The following is a 16,708-nucleotide window of genomic DNA, read 5'->3' as shown; positions in this document are numbered from 1 at the left end:
TGAACAACCATTTGCAGAGGGGATTTGAACAATATGCGTTTGAGAGGCAGAAAAGGCATTCGGGAAAATCTGGAGGGCCAGCCGGAGCTGGTCGTGCTGGATGCGGCGCCGCATCGCGGCAATTGGAAGGCGTTCTTCGGGAACGACAATCCTATTCATGTGGAGCTCGGTATGGGCAAAGGGCGCTTTATTAGCCAAATGAGCGTTCGCAACCCGCATATCAATTACATCGGCGTGGATATGTATGACGAGCTGCTGCGCAGAGCCAGCGAAAAAGCAAGGTCGGCATGGGGGGAGAAGGGCGAAGAGACACCGCCGAACCTGGCGCTGCTGCGAGCGAATATTGAAGGGATCGAGTCCATGTTTGCTCCGGGCGAGCTGGAGCGCATCTACTTGAACTTCAGCGACCCATGGCCAAAGAGCAAGCATGCCCGCCGCAGGCTGACCCACGAACGGTTTGTGGAGAAGTATATCGAGATTCTGAACGAGCGGGGCGAGATCCATTTTAAGACGGATTCCATGACGTTGTTCGAATTCTCGCTTAACAGCTTCGCAAACATGGAGCTTGTGATGCGCAACATCTCGCTGCATCTGCATCGGGACGAGCCTAGAGAGGATCTTGTGTTTACGGAATACGAGATGAAGTTTATGGAGAAAGGCCAGCCGATTCATCGCGTCGAGGTCGTAATCGGCGAGGAAGCGCTGCGCGAGCATCGCTCGGCAAAAAAGGAAGCGGCCAAGCTTGAGCTTGAGTCGGCCGCTTTGCAAGAGGAGTCCGAGAAAGAGTAAATCCTTGCTGCTTATAATTCAGCTGATCGCAGGGACGATCCAGAAATATTGGACGGCGAACGCGGTTGCCGTTCCGATAATGGCTCCGGCCGCCACGTCGGAAGGATAGTGCAGCCCGAGGTGCATCCTAGACCAGCCGACGGAAAAGGCGATTACGAGCATAGCAGGCAGCAATAAGTAGCTAAGCGGCGTGCCCGTCAGCAGCAGGGGTACGCTCCAAGCGAAGACGGCCGTCGTATGCCCGGAAGGGAAAGACGAGTCCTGCAGAGGTTTGGGCACCGTGTAGACGCCCTCTATGGCTTGGTACGGTCGAAGCCGCTTGAACTTTCGCTTAACGATAGCCACGGGGATATGGCTAATGATAACGGCGAGCAGGCTTTGCCAGCCCGCCGTCCCCCAGGGCTGCGGCGCCAGCAGCGCGCACAGCAGGGAGGTAAGCAACGTGAAGGTAGCGCCTCCCATGTGCGTGACCGTACTGAACCAACGATCCATCATGGCATGAAGTCTGGTCTCCGTGCGTCTCCGGTTTGCCCAGATCAGCATTTTTTGTTCGTGGGATCTCATCCAGTCGATCATCCGCTCCATACCCTATCATCCTCTCCGCATACATCATTACTCCCATTGTACCATGAATTCATTGCCGCTCTGTTAACGGAGCATGAAGTCTGTATTAACGAATGCTACACAAGCGGTTAACGCAAGGAAAACAATCGTCTGTTACGATTGCCTCCAAACCATATTCGGCCTGCCGTGCCAACCTGGGAATGCGGCATGCGCAGCTTACCGGATTGACGGAGGCGATAAATGGATGAAAGTAGCGATTTTCACCGACACGTATGCTCCCGAAATTAACGGCGTGGCGCGTACGCTGGGCCGCTGGACGAAGTATCTCGAGCGGCAGGGCGTTCCATGCCGGGTATTCGCTCCCGAGCCGCATGCATCGGCAGTCCCCGACCCGGGAAGCGGCAGCCCCGTCGAACGTTTTGCAAGCCTGCCCTTTTTTCTTTATCCCGAATGCAGGCTGGCCTTTCCCAGCTTGTCTTATGTAAGCAAAGCCATTCGCGACTTCCGGCCGGACCTCGTGCACGTAGCCACCCCCTTTAACCTCGGACTATGCGGCATCCATTACGCCCGAAAATTCGGCATTCCTCTCGTCGCATCCTACCATACCAACTTTGATCATTATTTGTCGTTTTACAATTTGCAATGGATGGAAAAGCTGTTATGGAGGTACATGGAATGGTTCCACCGGGACTGCAGTTCCATATTCGTGCCTTCTCCCTCAACGATGTCGTTTTTGAAAAATCGCGGCTGGGACGACTCGCGGTTGAAGCTTTGGAGCAGGGGCGTTGATCCCGAGGCTTTTCATCCCGAATTAGATCGCGAATTGTTCCTGGCGCGCCATGGGCTTTCCGATTGCGGATTCCTGGCGCTTTATGTCGGAAGATTGGCGCCCGAGAAGGATGTCGAGGTTGCTTTGGAAGCTTTCGAGCGCTTGCAGCAGCAGGAGCCGTCCTCGCGTTTCGTGCTTGCCGGAGACGGTCCGTCCGCTCCGGACTTGAAGGAGATGTGCAGACAGAGGGGCATAAAAGCGTTATTTGTCGGATTCGCGGATCTGCCCATGCTGCAGCAATGGTATGCGGCTGCCGACGTGCTGCTGTTTCCGTCGCCGACGGAAACGTTCGGCAACGTCGTGCTGGAGGCGATGGCCTGCGGCACTGCCGTCATTTGCGCCGATGCAGGCGGAGTTCGGGATACCGTGCGCCAAGGAGAGACGGGAATTCTGTGCGAGCCGGGCAACGTGGAGGCCTTCGCGGAAGCGTTGTCGATCCTGCGAAAAAACTCGGAACTTCGAAGCTCGATGGGACGTAATGCTTACGCGTACAGCTTGACTCAATCCTGGGACGGCATATTCGGCAGGCTGCTTGACGAATACAGATTAATTAAATCTCATAACCGCACCGATAACGGGGACATTTGTGCTAAAAACGCAGGAAATGGTTGAGAATAAGACTGCGGAGCAGGAAATGGAGGGGAAAGGATCGCCGAGTGCTCATGCAAGCGTTTTTCTGACTGAATTAAACGCAATAAAGGCAAATTCCCATTTTGACAAAGAAGGGGTTTCAGTGGAAAATCAGTAAATCAAATAGGACATCCAAATGTTAGAAGAGAGAGCTTGCCTCCTCCAGGAGGACGAAGAAAAGCAAGCCGTAAAGAAAGTGTATGTTCATGAAGTTCTGGCGGACTTGCATGAACGGCACTATTAAAGGGTCAAGGGGGCCTCACGTCATGTTCTTTAGTACCGTGTTTATTGGTTTACAGGTTATTTTGGCTACGATCGCGGTTTATCAGTTCTCGCTGTCGCTGTTCGGCTTCCTTAAGAACAAAAGCCGCAAGCGCCATGCGCCTCGGAAGTCGTTCGCCGTCCTGGTGGCCGCGCATAACGAGGAGCAAGTCGTCGGCGCACTTATCGACAATCTCAAGAAGCTGGATTATCCCAAGGAGCTTTACGACATCTTCGTCATCTGCGACAACTGCTCCGACAATACGGCCGATATCGCCAGGGAGATGGGCGTTCATGCTTGTGTGCGCACGAATACGCATCTTCGCGGCAAGGGTTATGCCATAGAATGGATGCTGAAGGAACTGTGGGCAATGCCGCGCCAGTATGACGCGGTCGTCATGTTTGACGCCGACAATCTCGTAAACCCGGACTTCCTGCAGCTAATGAATGACGATCTATGCGAAGGTCATCAAGTCATCCAGGGATACCTGGATACGAAGAATCCGGCGGATTCGTGGGTCACGGCAGCCTATGCCATTACGTACTGGTATTGCAACCGTTTATGGCAGCTGTCCAGAACCAATCTCAAGATGAGCAATTTCCTCGGAGGCACGGGCATGTGCTTCGAATCGAAGCTGCTGAAGGATATGGGATGGGGCGCGACGAGTCTTGTTGAGGATTTGGAGTTCTCCATGCGCTGCGTAAAGCGCGGCATCTATCCCGTACTGAACTATGACGCCAAGGTGTACGACGAGAAGCCGGTAACGTTCCGGGCATCCGCCCGTCAGCGTCTGCGCTGGATGCAGGGCCACTTCAACGTGGCGCGCAACTACTTCTTCCCGCTGCTCTGGGCGAGCATCAAGGAGAGAAGTCTCGTGAAATTCGATGCGGCGATCTACTCGTTCTCGGTGTACAACACGCTGCTGGGCTTGCTGCTGACCGTCATCCTGTGGATTGACATGGTCATCCCGGCAAACGACGTGATCCACTCGATGTACAGCTACTTTCCTTGGTGGCTGATAGTTATTGTCATTTCGGCTACCGTTCTGCAGTTCCCTGCGGCTATGATGATGGAGAAGGTGCGAAGCTGGAAAATGTACGCTCATCTGCTGACGCTGCCGTTCTTCCTGATCACTTGGTTGCCCATTACGTTCTATGCCTTCTTTACGCAAAATAACAAAACGTGGAGCCATACGCAACATACGCGCGTGGTACGGATCGAAGAGGTGCAAGGAAAGTAGACAAAGGGCTTGCACGGGTTGACGGGGGCATTTGCCTGTGATATAGTAATTCAGTATTATGTTTCACACTGATACGCACAAGAAGAAGCACCCGCTTCTCACCTTCCGGCACTGGCTGACAGGTTCGCGATGATCCCAATGGGCAAGCTGCCATTCATTCTACATATAGAATGGTCTCGGCAATTTCCACGGACATTTATGAGATGCGGGTTCTTATGAACCTGCATTTTTATTTTTTTTAAAAGCAGTATACCATTTTGGAGGTGGCACGTTATTAGCAGAGAACATCAAATCAACGATGAGATCCGGGCCAGGGAAGTACGTTTGGTAGGCGCGGACGGAGAACAGATCGGCATCAAGTCGATTCGCGATGCATTGCAGCTTGCTACGGAAGCAAATCTGGATCTGGTGAACGTTGCGCCGACGGCCAAACCGCCGGTATGCCGCATCATGGATTACGGCAAGTTCCGCTACGAGCAGCAGAAGAAGGAGAAGGAAGCGCGCAAGAACCAAAAGATCGTTGATCTCAAGGAAGTATGGTTCCGTGCCAACATCGAGGAGCATGACTACCAGGTCAAGTTCCGCAATGTGGTGAAATTCCTGAACGAAGGCGACAAGGTGAAGGCATCCGTCCGTTTCCGCGGCCGCGAGATCACGCACGCTTCGATCGGCCAGAAGATTCTGGAACGTCTGTCCAAAGAGGTTGCCGAAATATGCAATGTCGAGCGCGCTCCCAAGCTGGAAGGCCGGAGCATGATTATGATTTTGGCACCAAAAACAAACAGCTAGCAGCTGGAACATCATTAAGGAGGAATAACTGTCATGCCAAAGATGAAAACGCACAGCAGTCTGAAGGACCGCTTCAAAATTACCGGTACTGGTAAAGTGAAACGTTACAAAGCTTACAGAAACCACCTGCTTTCGCACAAATCGGGACGCCAGAAGCGCGTTCTTGCCGGCCAGCCGCTTATGGCTGCAGGCGACGTTCGTCGTCTTCAACAAGGTCTTTCCCAACTGAAATAGTAGTCCTTAAAGCGAAGCGGCTGTCGCCGTCCTTGGCGGCTCGGCGCGCTTCATTCGAAATAAACCAAGCGCAAATCAACTTACAGGAGGTTTCCACTCATGGCAAGAGTTAAAGGCGGCTTCGTCCGCACTCGTCGTCGTAAAAAAATTCTGAAACTGGCTAAAGGCTACTTCGGTTCCAAACACCGTCTGTTTAAAACAGCGAAGGAGCAAGTAAGCAAGTCCCTGACTTACGCTTACCGCGACCGTCGCAACAAAAAACGCGACATCCGCAGACTGTGGATCGTTCGTATCAACGCGGCAGCCCGCATCAACGGCCTGTCCTACAGCAAGTTCATGCACGGCCTGAAACTTGCGGGCGTTGAAGTTAACCGCAAAATCCTGGCTGACCTGGCCGTTAACGACATCGCGTCGTTCAACTCCCTTGCTGGCGTTGCCAAACAAAAAATTAACGCTTAAGATCACATAAGCTGACAAAAGAGGCTTGCTCCGGTATTCACTGGCGCGGGCCTTTTTTTTGGCTGCTTAAGAAATGATAAGTTTTAGGCTTGGCGAAAAACAAAGTCTTATTGGGCGGCCGTTTCGCCTTGATTATTCGTTTAGGTGGAAAGGACAGGGATTGGGGGGAGCCTTTTCGGATACCTATGTCTAAGTGATGATTGTGCATATATACACAAATAATAGAACATCCATGCTGGATAAAGGCCAATTTGTGCATATATACATAAATTTTGTTGCGAAAAGGGCGAAAGCTGGTTTGCAAGGCGGAGATTTGTGTATTTTTGCACAATTCGCTGCTCCTAGGCATATGGAGCATATGAATTTGAGTAAAATTGCACAATTTCAAGAGAGCAACCAACCAAATCAGCCGCATTTCGATTCTCGCGCTAGACGAAGTGCAGCTGCCTGGCCCATTAGAAAAAGCGCAGGAGAGGTTGATCAGCTAGAGTGTTTGGAGATTAGGCGGCGCGTCGCCTCGCCTCGCATAGGCTGTCTAGGCCGGACGGCGGGATCTGCCCATTGTTCACTTTGGGCAGCCATTAACGTTCGGCAGGGAACATCTCCTGCTCCTGCCGAGCGCCGGATATGGGCGCCGATTGCGGAAATGGCTGAATCGGTTTTGCCAGCTCGAAGACATGCCAGTCCGGGATGTACCGGATGCATCCGTAGCCAAGCTTGCCGTAGAAGCGCTGAGCACGAGCGTTGCTCGCGTCGACGTACAGCCGGCTGAAACGGCAGCCGTTCGAGGAACCGTACGCCTCCGCATATGCCATAAGCAAGGTGCCTAATCCTAGGCCGCGATGCCCGGAATGGGTGGCCAGCATGTCGACAAGCAGTTCGTCCCCGGCGGCGAGAAAGTGGACGAAAGCAACGGGCGGGCCTTGTTTCGTTCTTGTGGCTACATAAGTTGTGCCCCAGCGGAAACGGTGGGGCAGCTCGCGGATCATGCGGGCGTCAAGCGGTCTTGCGGTCGCGGATAAGGGAATCAGCTCCGAGCGGATGAGACGGACGAGCTCGGAATCGTCCTGCGGCTTGCGAGCTCTTATCATGGACAGATAACCTCCTTCGGTTAAAGGCCGGAACTTGAGGATAATGATGTTTTTCGATTGCAATCGCCGGCCGCATGGAATTGTAAAACACTGGTTACAATACTATATGTAGAGCGCCCAATATTGGCGAATGGACGTTGCGAAGCCGATGACCGGAACAAACTTTTTGAGCTTCTGCTGGAACGGTTCTTGACGTACTGGTCCAATCGGCATATAATAGTGAAAAGTCATATCAATCGGCAATGATGAGGACGAAGTGATAAGGGCCCTTTTGTTCAGAGAGCGTGCGGATCAGCTGCAACCGACGCCAAAATCCCTTTTCTACGAGCTCACCTCGGAGCTATTCTCCTGAAAAGCGTCAAGCGTATTAGGGAGCATCGCAGGGCAAGCGTTACAGTGCCATGGTAGAACGTCGAAATGTGCACAGCGTTCTAACCAATGAAGGTTATGTTTCGGGAGAAACATAACGAATTTGGGTGGTACCACGGAAGCTAAACCTTTCGTCCCTTTCAGCATAAGTATGCTGGAGGACGAGAGGTTTTTTTGGTTTTTCGAGAGGAGGAGGATGACTGATGGCAACGCCAAGCGCAACGCTGAAGTCGAAGGAAGAATTAATGGAGAAATTCTCTAAGCCCGAGGTGATCTCGGGATCGGAAATATTGCTTCGCAGTCTGCTGCTTGAGGGCGTGGATTGTGTGTTCGGTTATCCCGGCGGCGCCGTCTTGTACATTTATGACGCCATGCACGGCAACCCGGACTTTAACCACGTGCTGACCCGTCACGAGCAAGGGGCGATTCATGCAGCCGACGGTTATGCCCGGGCAAGCGGCAAAGTCGGCGTATGTATCGCTACCTCAGGCCCAGGCGCTACGAATCTGGTGACTGGCATCGCGACGGCTTATATGGACTCCGTGCCGCTCGTCGTAATTACGGGCAACGTCATTTCGTCGCTGATCGGCTCCGATGCGTTCCAGGAAGCGGACATTACGGGCATTACAATGCCAATTACGAAGCACAGCTATCTGGTACGCGAGGTTGAGGATCTGCCGAGAGTCATTCACGAGGCGTTCCACATCGCGAACACGGGGCGCAAAGGCCCGGTGCTGATCGATATTCCGAAGGACGTTTCCGCGGCGAAGACGCTGTTTAAGCCGGTAACGGAGATCAACGTTCGCGGGTATAACCCGACCGTTAATCCGAACAAGCTGCAAGTGGACAAAATGATCAAGGCGATTCAGGAAGCGGAGCGTCCGGTTATTTTGGCCGGCGGCGGGGTTGTCTACTCCGGAGCGCACGAGGAGCTTCTGGAATTCGTGACGAAGACTGACATTCCGATCACGACAACGCTGCTCGGACTTGGCGGCTTCCCTAGCGGGAACGAGCTGTGGATGGGGATGCCGGGCATGCATGGCACCTATACGGCAAATACGTCCATCCAGAGCGCGGATCTGCTCATTAATATCGGAGCCCGCTTTGACGACCGGGTAACCGGCAAGCTGTCCGGCTTTGCGCCGAAAGCGAAGATCGTCCATATCGATATCGATCCGGCGGAGATCGGCAAAAACGTTCCGACGGACATTCCGATCGTAGGGGACGTCAAGACGGTACTGACCGTGGCGAACCGGACGGCGGTACGCGCCGAGAAGGCGGATGCGTGGAGAGCCCAAATCCAGGCGTCCAAAAAACAATATCCGTTCAGCTACAAAGATTCGGACACCGAGCTTAAGCCGCAATGGGTCGTTGAGATGATCCATCAGACGACAAACGGCGATGCGATCGTAACGACTGACGTTGGCCAGCACCAGATGTGGGCGGCGCAATATTACAATTTCAACAAACCGCGTTCCTGGGTAACGTCCGGCGGTCTCGGTACGATGGGCTTCGGCTTCCCATCGGCGATCGGCGCCCAGATGGCGAGCCCGGATCGTGTAGTCGTATCGATCAATGGCGACGGCGGCATGCAGATGTGCGCGCAAGAGCTTGCGATCTGCGCTATCAACAATATTCCGGTCAAAGTCGTTATTCTGAATAACCAAGTGCTTGGCATGGTACGCCAATGGCAAGAGCTCATCCACGAGAATCGCTTTAGCCATATCGATTTGGCCGGCAGCCCCGACTTCGTCAAGCTGGCCGAAGCTTACGGCGTAAAGGGATTGCGCGCATCTAACAAAGAGGAAGCCCGCGCCGCTTGGGAAGAAGCGCTCCGCCATCCTGGACCGGCTGTCGTGGAGTTCGTCGTCCGCAGAGACGAGAACGTCTATCCGATGGTTGCGCAAGGCAGCACCATTGACCAAATGATCATGGGGGATGCGGAATGAAGAAACATACCATCGCAGTTATCGTGAATGACCAGCCCGGCGTTCTGCAGCGCGTATCCGGCTTGTTCGGACGCCGCGGCTTCAATATCGAGAGCATAACAGTAGGCACCAGCGAAGAAGTCGGCTTGTCCCGCATGGTCATCGTCACGACGGGCGATGACCATACGCTGGAGCAGATTACGAAGCAATTGTATAAGCTGATCGATGTTATCAAAGTCATTGATCTCAGCGCCAACGCGATGGTCGGACGCGAGCTGGCCTTGATCAAGGTCCATGCGGAGCCGGCCAGCAGACCGGAAATCATGGGCGTCGTCGAGACGTTCCGGGCAGCGGTCGTTGATATTGGCACGCACTCATTGATGGTACAAGTTGTGGGCGACACCGAGAAGATCGACGCTATGATCGAGCTGATGAAGCCTTATGGCATCCGCGAACTTTCGCGCACTGGTGTCACTGCGCTTAACCGCGGTAACGTAAAGCAATAAGAAACCTTTCTATCAACTCATACAAAATCATGATTCAAATCCCGCTTTGAGCGGGAGTTTAAGAGAGGAACCGGCCTGAGGGAAGACCGTGTTTCTTCGCTTAAACACCCGCTCAAAAGGGTTAAATTAAAGGAGGCAATTATTAACATGGCAGTTACATTGTATTATGAGAAAGACGCCGATCAAGGCGTTCTGCAAGGCAAAACAATCGCAGTTATCGGTTACGGAAGCCAAGGCCACGCGCAAGCGCAAAATCTTCGCGACAGCGGCTTGAAGGTTGTTATCGGTCTTCGCCCAGGCAAATCCGCAGACGTTGCCAAAAAAGACGGCTTCGAAGTACTTACAGTAGCAGAAGCTACTAAAATAGCCGACGTTGTTCAAATCCTTCTGCCGGACGAAACGCAAGCTCGCGTCTACCAAGAAGAAATCGAACCGAACCTGAAGCAGGGCGCGGCTCTGATGTTCTCCCACGGCTTCAATATTCACTACGGCCAAATCGTGCCAAGCGCAGATAAGGACGTATTCCTGGTCGCTCCGAAGTCGCCGGGCCACATGGTTCGCCGTACTTACCAAGAAGGCTTCGGCGTTCCTGGTCTGATCGCAATCCATCAAGACGCTTCTGGCAACGCGAAGAACATCGGTCTTGCTTATGCCAAGGGCATTGGCTGTACGCGTGCCGGCGTAATCGAAACTTCCTTTAAGGAAGAGACGGAAACGGATCTGTTCGGCGAGCAAGCGGTACTTTGCGGCGGCGCTTCCGCGCTGGTTAAAGCAGGTTTCGAGACGCTGGTTGAAGCCGGCTACGCTCCCGAGATGGCTTACTTCGAGTGCTTGCACGAGCTGAAGCTGATCGTTGATCTGATGTATGAAGGCGGCCTCGCGACAATGCGCGACTCCATCTCCAACACAGCGGAATACGGCGACTACGTTACGGGTCCTCGTATCGTAACAGAAGAGACTAAGAAGGAAATGAAACGCGTACTGGAAGATATCCAATCCGGACGTTTCGCGCGCGACTTCATTCTTGAGAACCAATCCGGACGCGCTATGCTGACGGCTACTCGCCGCAACGAAGCCGCTCATCCGATCGAGCAAACAGGCGCACAGCTTCGCGAACTGATGCATTGGATCAAGAAGTAAGTTGGTTTTTAATCTACATTAAGACTTTTTAGTCCCGGTTCACCGGCGATCCGGTCGACGTGCACATGCTCGTCGACCGGAAATGCGGCCGCGTGCGATCGGGATCATTCTGTTCACGGAGGTGCAAGTGCAGATATGCGGAAAATTTATATTTTCGATACAACGCTTCGTGACGGCGAGCAATCTCCAGGCGTAAACCTGAATACGAAGGAGAAGGTCGAGATCGCGCTGCAACTGGAGAAGCTGGGCGTGGACCGGATCGAAGCCGGTTTCCCTGCGGCGTCCCCAGGCGACCTGGCGGCGGTCAATGCCGTCGCTCGCGCGGTCAAGAACGCGACGATCATTGGACTGTCACGTTCCCGTGAGCAGGACATCGATGCGGTCCGCGAAGCGTTGAAGGGCGCGCAGGATCCTTGCATTCACCTATTCCTAGCAACGAGTCCGATCCACCGCAAGCACAAGCTTCGGATGGAGAAGGAACAGGTTCTGGAGGCTGCCGAACGTGCGATCCGCTACGCCAAACAATATTTTGACAAAATCGAGTTCTCGCCGGAGGATGCGGGCCGCACGGAGCTGGACTTTCTCTGCCAGGTTACGGACATGGCGATCAAAGCGGGAGCGACCGTGGTTAACATTCCGGATACGGTCGGCTACATGAATCCTCAGGAGTTCGGCAACATCTTCAAGACGCTTAAGGAGAATGTCCCGAATATCGAGACCATTCAACTCAGCGCCCACTGTCACGACGATCTCGGCATGGCGACGGCAAATGCGCTGGCAGCCATCCTTAACGGCGCCGACCAAGTGGAAGGCACGATTAACGGCATTGGCGAACGCGCCGGCAATACGGCAATCGAAGAGGTTGCCATGGCGCTTGCCACGCGTCCGGACTTCTTCGGCGCACAGACGACTCTGAACCTGAAGGAAATCGCCAAGACGAGCCGCCTGGTCAGCAAGCTGACGGGCATGGTCGTTCCTGGCAACAAAGCTATCGTAGGCGCCAACGCCTTCGCGCACGAGTCCGGCATTCACCAGGACGGCATGCTGAAGGAAAAGACGACTTACGAAATTATCTCGCCTGACACGATCGGTCTGCGTGAATCCAAGCTGGTTCTCGGCAAACATTCCGGACGTCACGCGTTCCGCGAGAAGCTGATCGATCTCGGTTATGAGCTGGACGACGATGCGGTTAACGCGGCGTTTGCGAAGTTCAAGGATCTTGCCGATAAGAAAAAGAATGTCATGGACGAAGACATCCGCGCCATGCTGGAGGAGAAGCTGACCGATACGCCGGAAGTGTTTACGCTGGAGACGATCCAGGTGAGCTATGGCAACGAGTCGACGCCTAACGCGACGGTGAAGGTGAAGCTGGCCGAAGGCGAGACGCGGGTAGAGACAGCCGAGGGCAATGGCTCCGTCGATGCCATCTACAACGCAATCGACAAAGCGACAGCCGAGGTTGTCGAGCTTGAGGATTATTCCATCAAGTCTGTCTCGCAAGGGAAGGACGCGCTTGGCGAGGTGCACGTTGTGCTTAAGCAAGAGGATGTTTCGGCTCAAGGCCGAGGCCTTAGTACGGATATTCTCGAAGCGAGCGCACGGGCGTATATCGATGCGGTTAATCGCCTGATCGAGAAACGAAAGTCGCCGGGCCGTCGCGACAAGATGAGCTTGATCTAATATCGATTGACCACGACAAAGCGCGTAACGGATACGATCATCCGTTACGCGCTTTTTTGCCGTTAAGGAGAGGATGCAAAACATGAGGAGCGAAATCTCAGACGTATTATACGGCTGCAGGATGCCCATACATCGTCTCATCCAACTGGGAGGTCTTGATGAAAGCGATGAAAGGCTCGACGAGCGATGGATCGAATTGCGTTCCGCTGCCTCTGCGAAGCTCGTTTACGGAATCATCCAAAGATAATCTACTGCGGTAACAGCGATTGGACATCATGCTGTCGAAGGTATCGATGATGGCGCATATTCTTGCCAAGTAAGGAATGTCATGGCGGGAACGGCCTTCCGGATAGCCGCCGCCATCCCAGCGTTCGTGATGATATCTTACAATTTCGACGATTCGGGAAGATATGCCGGGATACAGCTCGGCGGCAGAGCCGCCACAGGAGGGATGTTGCCTCATGATCCTCCACTCCCGGTCAGACAGCTTTCCTTTCCGATTGAGGATGTTGTTCGGGATAAACAGCTTGCCGAGGTCATGCAGATAACAGCCGCTCACGAGAAATTCCTTCTCCGCTCCGCCGATTCCCAATACGTTGGCAAATTGCTGCGCGATCGCGGACACGCGCAGACAATGCCGGTACGAAGAAGGGCTCTTCCGCTTCAATTGCTTCATGCCTGCGTTAGCCGATAACTTATACATCTTGATTCCTCCTGAAATTAAGCGACTATCACAATTAAGCCTGTGACGCGGCATGAAGCACTGTAATCGTGCTGCTGCGGGATAGATCGAGCTCATAGGGCGTCCCGACCGACTGACCGCTGGCCTCCGTAATAATCCGCACGACGGGACGGTGCGCGATGGACGAACGATAGGACGTGACGATGCCGGTCTGGCCGCTGCTCAGCGTCAATACGCTGGATAGGGGGAAGGCCTTTAGCCGCTGAAGGAAAAGTTTGACGAGGCTGGCGTCAAAATAATAATTGCCCGCCCCGTACAAAAACTCAACGACGTCGTCGGCCCGGTAGGAGCTGCGGTATCTGCGCGGCGATGTCAGCGCATCGTAACTGTCGGCCAGCGCGACGATGCGCGCGTATTCCGGGATGTCGTTGCCTTTGGTCCCGAAGGGATAACCGGAACCGTCGAATCGTTCGTGATGCGCCAGAGAGACAACCGCGGACTGCCAAGGCATCCCTTTGATGTCCGCAAGCAGCCGATAACCGAGCTCGGCATGCTGATTCAGCAGGTGACGGTCGGAGTCGGACAACGTGCAATGACCCGTTACGAGTTCCCGGGGCATAATCGTCATGCCGACGTCGAACAATAGCGAACCCAGCAACAGCTCCAACAACTGGGCTTCCGTATATCCGTATTCGTCCCCGATCATCGTAGACAAGATGGAGACGTTGACGGCATGTCCGAAGATCAACTCGTCGAACTGCTCCAGCTTGTTCATCCAATCCGCGACGGAGGGATGGGCAAGCGCGTCCGCAAGAGCTCTTCTATATCTGCGCTTGAATCTTCTGTCCTTGACGGAATCTCCGTGTTCCGAGCAGAAGACATGGCGGTTCAGTCTATTCACGAGTTCTCCGTACAGGTCATTCCTCTGTTTGGCCGTGGTAGGCGGAAGAACGACGGAAGGAGCAGGCTGAGTTTGGACGTTGAACGGACAGTGCTTCACAAGCACGCGATTTACGCCCATCTCCTTCAAACGCTTGATATAGAACGTGGTCAACTCCGTGCCTTCGCAGAGGATAATCATCCCGTTTTTGCCTATTACCGCTTTGGCGAGCCGGTCGCCTTCCTTGAGTTTATCGATTTGACATTCCAACATCTTGAACTTGCTCCTTCCGAACAGAGTCATTGCCGGTGACTCGTGCTGCTATCAAAGAATTTTATGCTTATGGAATAAGATTATCATCATGCCATCCGGTCAACTATTATCCTAGTGGATCCATTAGGGTATCCTTTGGGTTACTTTTTTGGCAAAATAGGCATGGCATCTAGGTTTATAGTTCTCACCTATAGAGTCCATAGATTTTATATCTTGGAATGGAAGAGCTAAATGTGGTTAAATGATAATAGATTGAGAATGATAAAGAGGAGTGTATTTACATTATGTCAGAAGTGAAAAAAATCGCCGTCCTCGGCGGAGACGGTATCGGCCCCGAGGTTGTTGGAGAAGCATTAAAAATACTCAAAAGAACCGAAGAACTGTACGGTTATCAATTCGAGACGGAACACGGCTTGTTCGGCGGTATCGCCATCGACGAGAAGGGCACGCCGCTTCCGCAAGAAACGCTTGAGCTGTGTCAGGGCGCCGACGCTGTTTTGCTGGGCGCGGTTGGCGGGCCCAAATGGGACAACAACTCCAAGGAGCTTCGTCCGGAGACTGGTCTGCTCGGTATTCGCAAAGCGTTGGGACTGTTCTCGAACATCCGTCCGGCTAACGTATTCGATTGCTTGAAAGAAGCTTCCACGCTGAAGCCGGAAGTGCTGGAAGGCACAGACCTTATCGTCGTGCGCGAGCTGACAGGCGGCATCTACTTCGGCGAGAAGTTCCGCCGGGAAGGCGCGAACGGCGAAGAAGCCGTTGATACATGCGTATATAATGTGCAAGAGATCGAGCGTATCGTTCGTCAGGCGTTCGATATCGCGATGACGCGGAGCAAACGTCTTGCTTCCGTCGACAAAGCGAACGTGCTTGAGACATCCCGCTTGTGGCGCGAAGTCGTTAACCGCATAGCCGTGGAGTACCCTGAGGTTGAACTGGAGCATGTGCTCGTCGATAACTGCGCGATGCAATTGCTTCGCCGTCCTTCCAGCTTCGACGTAATCGTAACCGAGAACATGTTCGGCGACATTTTGAGCGACGAAGCAGCCATGTTGACAGGTTCTATCGGCATGTTGTCCTCCGCTTCGCTGGGCGAAGGCAGCTTCGGCCTCTACGAGCCGGTACACGGTTCTGCTCCTGACATCGCGGGCCAAGGCATCTCCAATCCAATCGCGACCATTCTTTCCGTTGCGCTGATGTTCCGCCTGACGTTCGGCTACCACGATGCGGCGAAGTCCATCGAGGACGCGGTTAAGGACGTGCTGGATGCTGGTCACCGCACAGGAGACATCGCGGTTGACAAGAGCTTGGCGATTGGAACTACGGCAATGGGCGATTTGATTGCAGCTGCAATGAAGTAGTTCGAGATTGTTGATAATTCTTCACAGTTTATAATTATTATAAAGAAATACTTTCTATAATATTGACTTTATTATTGTGTGATGATACTATTTTTAAAGAAGAGACACGCACCAATGAAGAGGCTAGCACTTATTGTGCGTGAAATACCTCTAAATAAATTATGGATAGGTCAAGGAGGAGTTTTCATCATGGCAGAACGTTTGGTAGGACGCCCGGCACCGGATTTCGTAATGGAGACAGCAACAGGCAATGGACAAGATTTCGGTACTGCTTCCCTCGCCGATTACAAAGGCAAGTGGCTGGTACTGTTCTTCTACCCACTGGACTTCACGTTCGTGTGCCCGACAGAAATTACGGCGCTTAGCTCGGCAGCCGAAGAGTTCAAAAAGCTTGACACTGAAATTCTTGGCGTCAGCGTAGACAGCAAGCACAGCCACCGCGCTTGGATTAACACTCCGGTTAACGATAATGGCCTTGGCCAATTGAACTTCCCACTCGCGGCTGATATCACGAAGAGCGTTGCTCGTGACTACGGCGTACTGATCGAAGAAGAAGGCATAGCGCTTCGCGGCCTGTTCATCATCGATCCGGAAGGCGAGATCAAATATCAAGTGGTTAACCACAACAATGTTGGCCGCAGCGTAGAAGAGACGCTTCGCGTATTGCAAGCTCTGCAATCCGGCGGACTTTGCCCAATCAACTGGAAACCAGGCCAAAGCCACCTGGTAGCGAAGTAATATTCGCTGAAATCTTGGCAATGACAAGGACAGGCCCTTATCCGTTACGGATAAGGGCCTGTCCTTTGTGCGCTTGGCATTATATCCTTCTCGCCCATATCCCAGGGAGCTACCCGATTGGTGGTTACTATCAAACGTCAAGTATCCGCTTTCTTTGCCGTTTCCTAAGGGGATATTTATCACAATAACCGAGAATACCCCTGCCTCTATGCCACCTTACTCACGAAGTGAGAGCGAAGGCGGGGGATGAATCGGGAATTTTGC

16 protein-coding genes are annotated in these 16,708 nt (G+C 53.3%); 12 read left to right on the top strand and 4 right to left on the bottom strand.

Features of this window, described 5'->3' with window-relative positions:
• The first annotated feature begins 33 nt into the window (after window positions 1–33).
• Window positions 34–789 (top strand): tRNA (guanosine(46)-N7)-methyltransferase TrmB, encoded by a 756-nt coding sequence (gene trmB, locus B1748_RS25595; RefSeq protein WP_087570785.1) that lies wholly within the window; start codon window positions 34–36, stop codon window positions 787–789.
• Between the two features lie 18 nt (window positions 790–807).
• Here the strand turns inward: trmB and B1748_RS25590 are convergent, their stop codons facing one another.
• Complete coding sequence (locus B1748_RS25590) at window positions 808–1,374, bottom strand: phosphatase PAP2 family protein (RefSeq protein ID WP_087570784.1); 567 nt, start codon at window positions 1,372–1,374, stop codon at window positions 808–810.
• Between the two features lie 223 nt (window positions 1,375–1,597).
• On the opposite strand from B1748_RS25590, the gene B1748_RS25585 reads away from it, so the two are divergent.
• The 5 genes from B1748_RS25585 to rplT all read left to right on the top strand — a co-directional run bounded on the left by B1748_RS25585 (window position 1,598) and on the right by rplT (window position 5,796).
• Entirely contained in the window at window positions 1,598–2,794 is a 1,197-nt protein-coding gene (locus B1748_RS25585) for a glycosyltransferase family 4 protein (RefSeq protein ID WP_087570783.1), read from the top strand.
• A gap of 284 nt (window positions 2,795–3,078) precedes the next feature.
• Window positions 3,079–4,314: a glycosyltransferase family 2 protein gene (locus B1748_RS25580; protein WP_087570782.1), complete on the top strand. Its 1,236-nt coding sequence runs from the start codon at window positions 3,079–3,081 to the stop codon at window positions 4,312–4,314.
• A 291-nt stretch (window positions 4,315–4,605) separates the two neighbouring features.
• On the top strand, window positions 4,606–5,103 hold the full coding sequence (infC, locus tag B1748_RS25575) for a translation initiation factor IF-3 (RefSeq protein ID WP_108991960.1): 498 nt from the start codon (window positions 4,606–4,608) through the stop codon (window positions 5,101–5,103).
• 33 nt (window positions 5,104–5,136) lie between these two features.
• Window positions 5,137–5,337, top strand: a complete 201-nt coding sequence (gene rpmI, locus B1748_RS25570) for a 50S ribosomal protein L35 (RefSeq protein ID WP_087570780.1) — start codon at window positions 5,137–5,139, stop codon at window positions 5,335–5,337.
• A 99-nt stretch (window positions 5,338–5,436) separates the two neighbouring features.
• Window positions 5,437–5,796: a 50S ribosomal protein L20 gene (gene rplT, locus B1748_RS25565; protein WP_087570779.1), complete on the top strand. Its 360-nt coding sequence runs from the start codon at window positions 5,437–5,439 to the stop codon at window positions 5,794–5,796.
• A 581-nt stretch (window positions 5,797–6,377) separates the two neighbouring features.
• Here the strand turns inward: rplT and B1748_RS25560 are convergent.
• A complete protein-coding gene (locus tag B1748_RS25560) occupies window positions 6,378–6,887 on the bottom strand; it encodes a GNAT family N-acetyltransferase (RefSeq protein ID WP_087570778.1) in 510 nt (169 codons plus the stop codon).
• Between the two features lie 572 nt (window positions 6,888–7,459).
• Between B1748_RS25560 and ilvB the strand changes: the two genes are divergently transcribed.
• The 4 genes from ilvB (at window position 7,460) to B1748_RS25540 (ending at window position 12,510) form a co-directional block, all read left to right on the top strand.
• Window positions 7,460–9,205 carry a biosynthetic-type acetolactate synthase large subunit gene (ilvB, locus tag B1748_RS25555; RefSeq protein WP_087570777.1) on the top strand — a complete coding sequence of 582 codons (1,746 nt, stop codon included), beginning with the start codon at window positions 7,460–7,462 and terminating at the stop codon, window positions 9,203–9,205.
• Window positions 9,202–9,690 carry an acetolactate synthase small subunit gene (gene ilvN / locus B1748_RS25550; RefSeq protein ID WP_087570776.1) on the top strand — a complete coding sequence of 163 codons (489 nt, stop codon included), beginning with the start codon at window positions 9,202–9,204 and terminating at the stop codon, window positions 9,688–9,690. The genes ilvB and ilvN overlap by 4 nt, the downstream gene beginning before the upstream one ends.
• Before the next feature lie 147 nt (window positions 9,691–9,837).
• Complete coding sequence (ilvC, locus tag B1748_RS25545; RefSeq protein ID WP_087570775.1) at window positions 9,838–10,830, top strand: ketol-acid reductoisomerase; 993 nt, start codon at window positions 9,838–9,840, stop codon at window positions 10,828–10,830.
• Window positions 10,831–10,965: 135 nt separating this feature from the next.
• The gene (locus tag B1748_RS25540; protein ID WP_087570774.1) at window positions 10,966–12,510 is read left to right on the top strand and encodes a 2-isopropylmalate synthase; all 1,545 of its coding nucleotides are present in this window, start codon (window positions 10,966–10,968) and stop codon (window positions 12,508–12,510) included.
• 106 nt (window positions 12,511–12,616) lie between these two features.
• Here B1748_RS25540 and B1748_RS25535 read toward each other — a convergent pair whose 3' ends face one another.
• Together B1748_RS25535 and B1748_RS25530 are read right to left on the bottom strand one after the other, a co-directional pair.
• Window positions 12,617–13,213, bottom strand: a complete 597-nt coding sequence (locus B1748_RS25535; protein WP_179215828.1) for an HD-GYP domain-containing protein — start codon at window positions 13,211–13,213, stop codon at window positions 12,617–12,619.
• A 34-nt stretch (window positions 13,214–13,247) separates the two neighbouring features.
• Window positions 13,248–14,345 (bottom strand): HD-GYP domain-containing protein, encoded by a 1,098-nt coding sequence (locus B1748_RS25530; protein ID WP_179215827.1) that lies wholly within the window; start codon window positions 14,343–14,345, stop codon window positions 13,248–13,250.
• Between the two features lie 284 nt (window positions 14,346–14,629).
• Here B1748_RS25530 and leuB point away from each other — a divergent pair, with 284 nt between their 5' ends.
• Both leuB and B1748_RS25520 read left to right on the top strand, forming a co-directional pair.
• A complete protein-coding gene (gene leuB, locus B1748_RS25525) occupies window positions 14,630–15,706 on the top strand; it encodes a 3-isopropylmalate dehydrogenase (protein WP_087570771.1) in 1,077 nt (358 codons plus the stop codon).
• Between the two features lie 189 nt (window positions 15,707–15,895).
• Window positions 15,896–16,444: a peroxiredoxin gene (locus B1748_RS25520; protein WP_087570770.1), complete on the top strand. Its 549-nt coding sequence runs from the start codon at window positions 15,896–15,898 to the stop codon at window positions 16,442–16,444.
• Window positions 16,445–16,708 lie beyond the last annotated feature (264 nt).

The organism is Paenibacillus sp. MY03 (assembly GCF_002165585.1).
In the GTDB taxonomy this organism is placed as follows: Bacteria; Bacillota; Bacilli; order Paenibacillales; family Paenibacillaceae; genus Pristimantibacillus; species Pristimantibacillus agaridevorans.
This window is presented reverse-complemented; position numbering and strand designations above follow the sequence as displayed.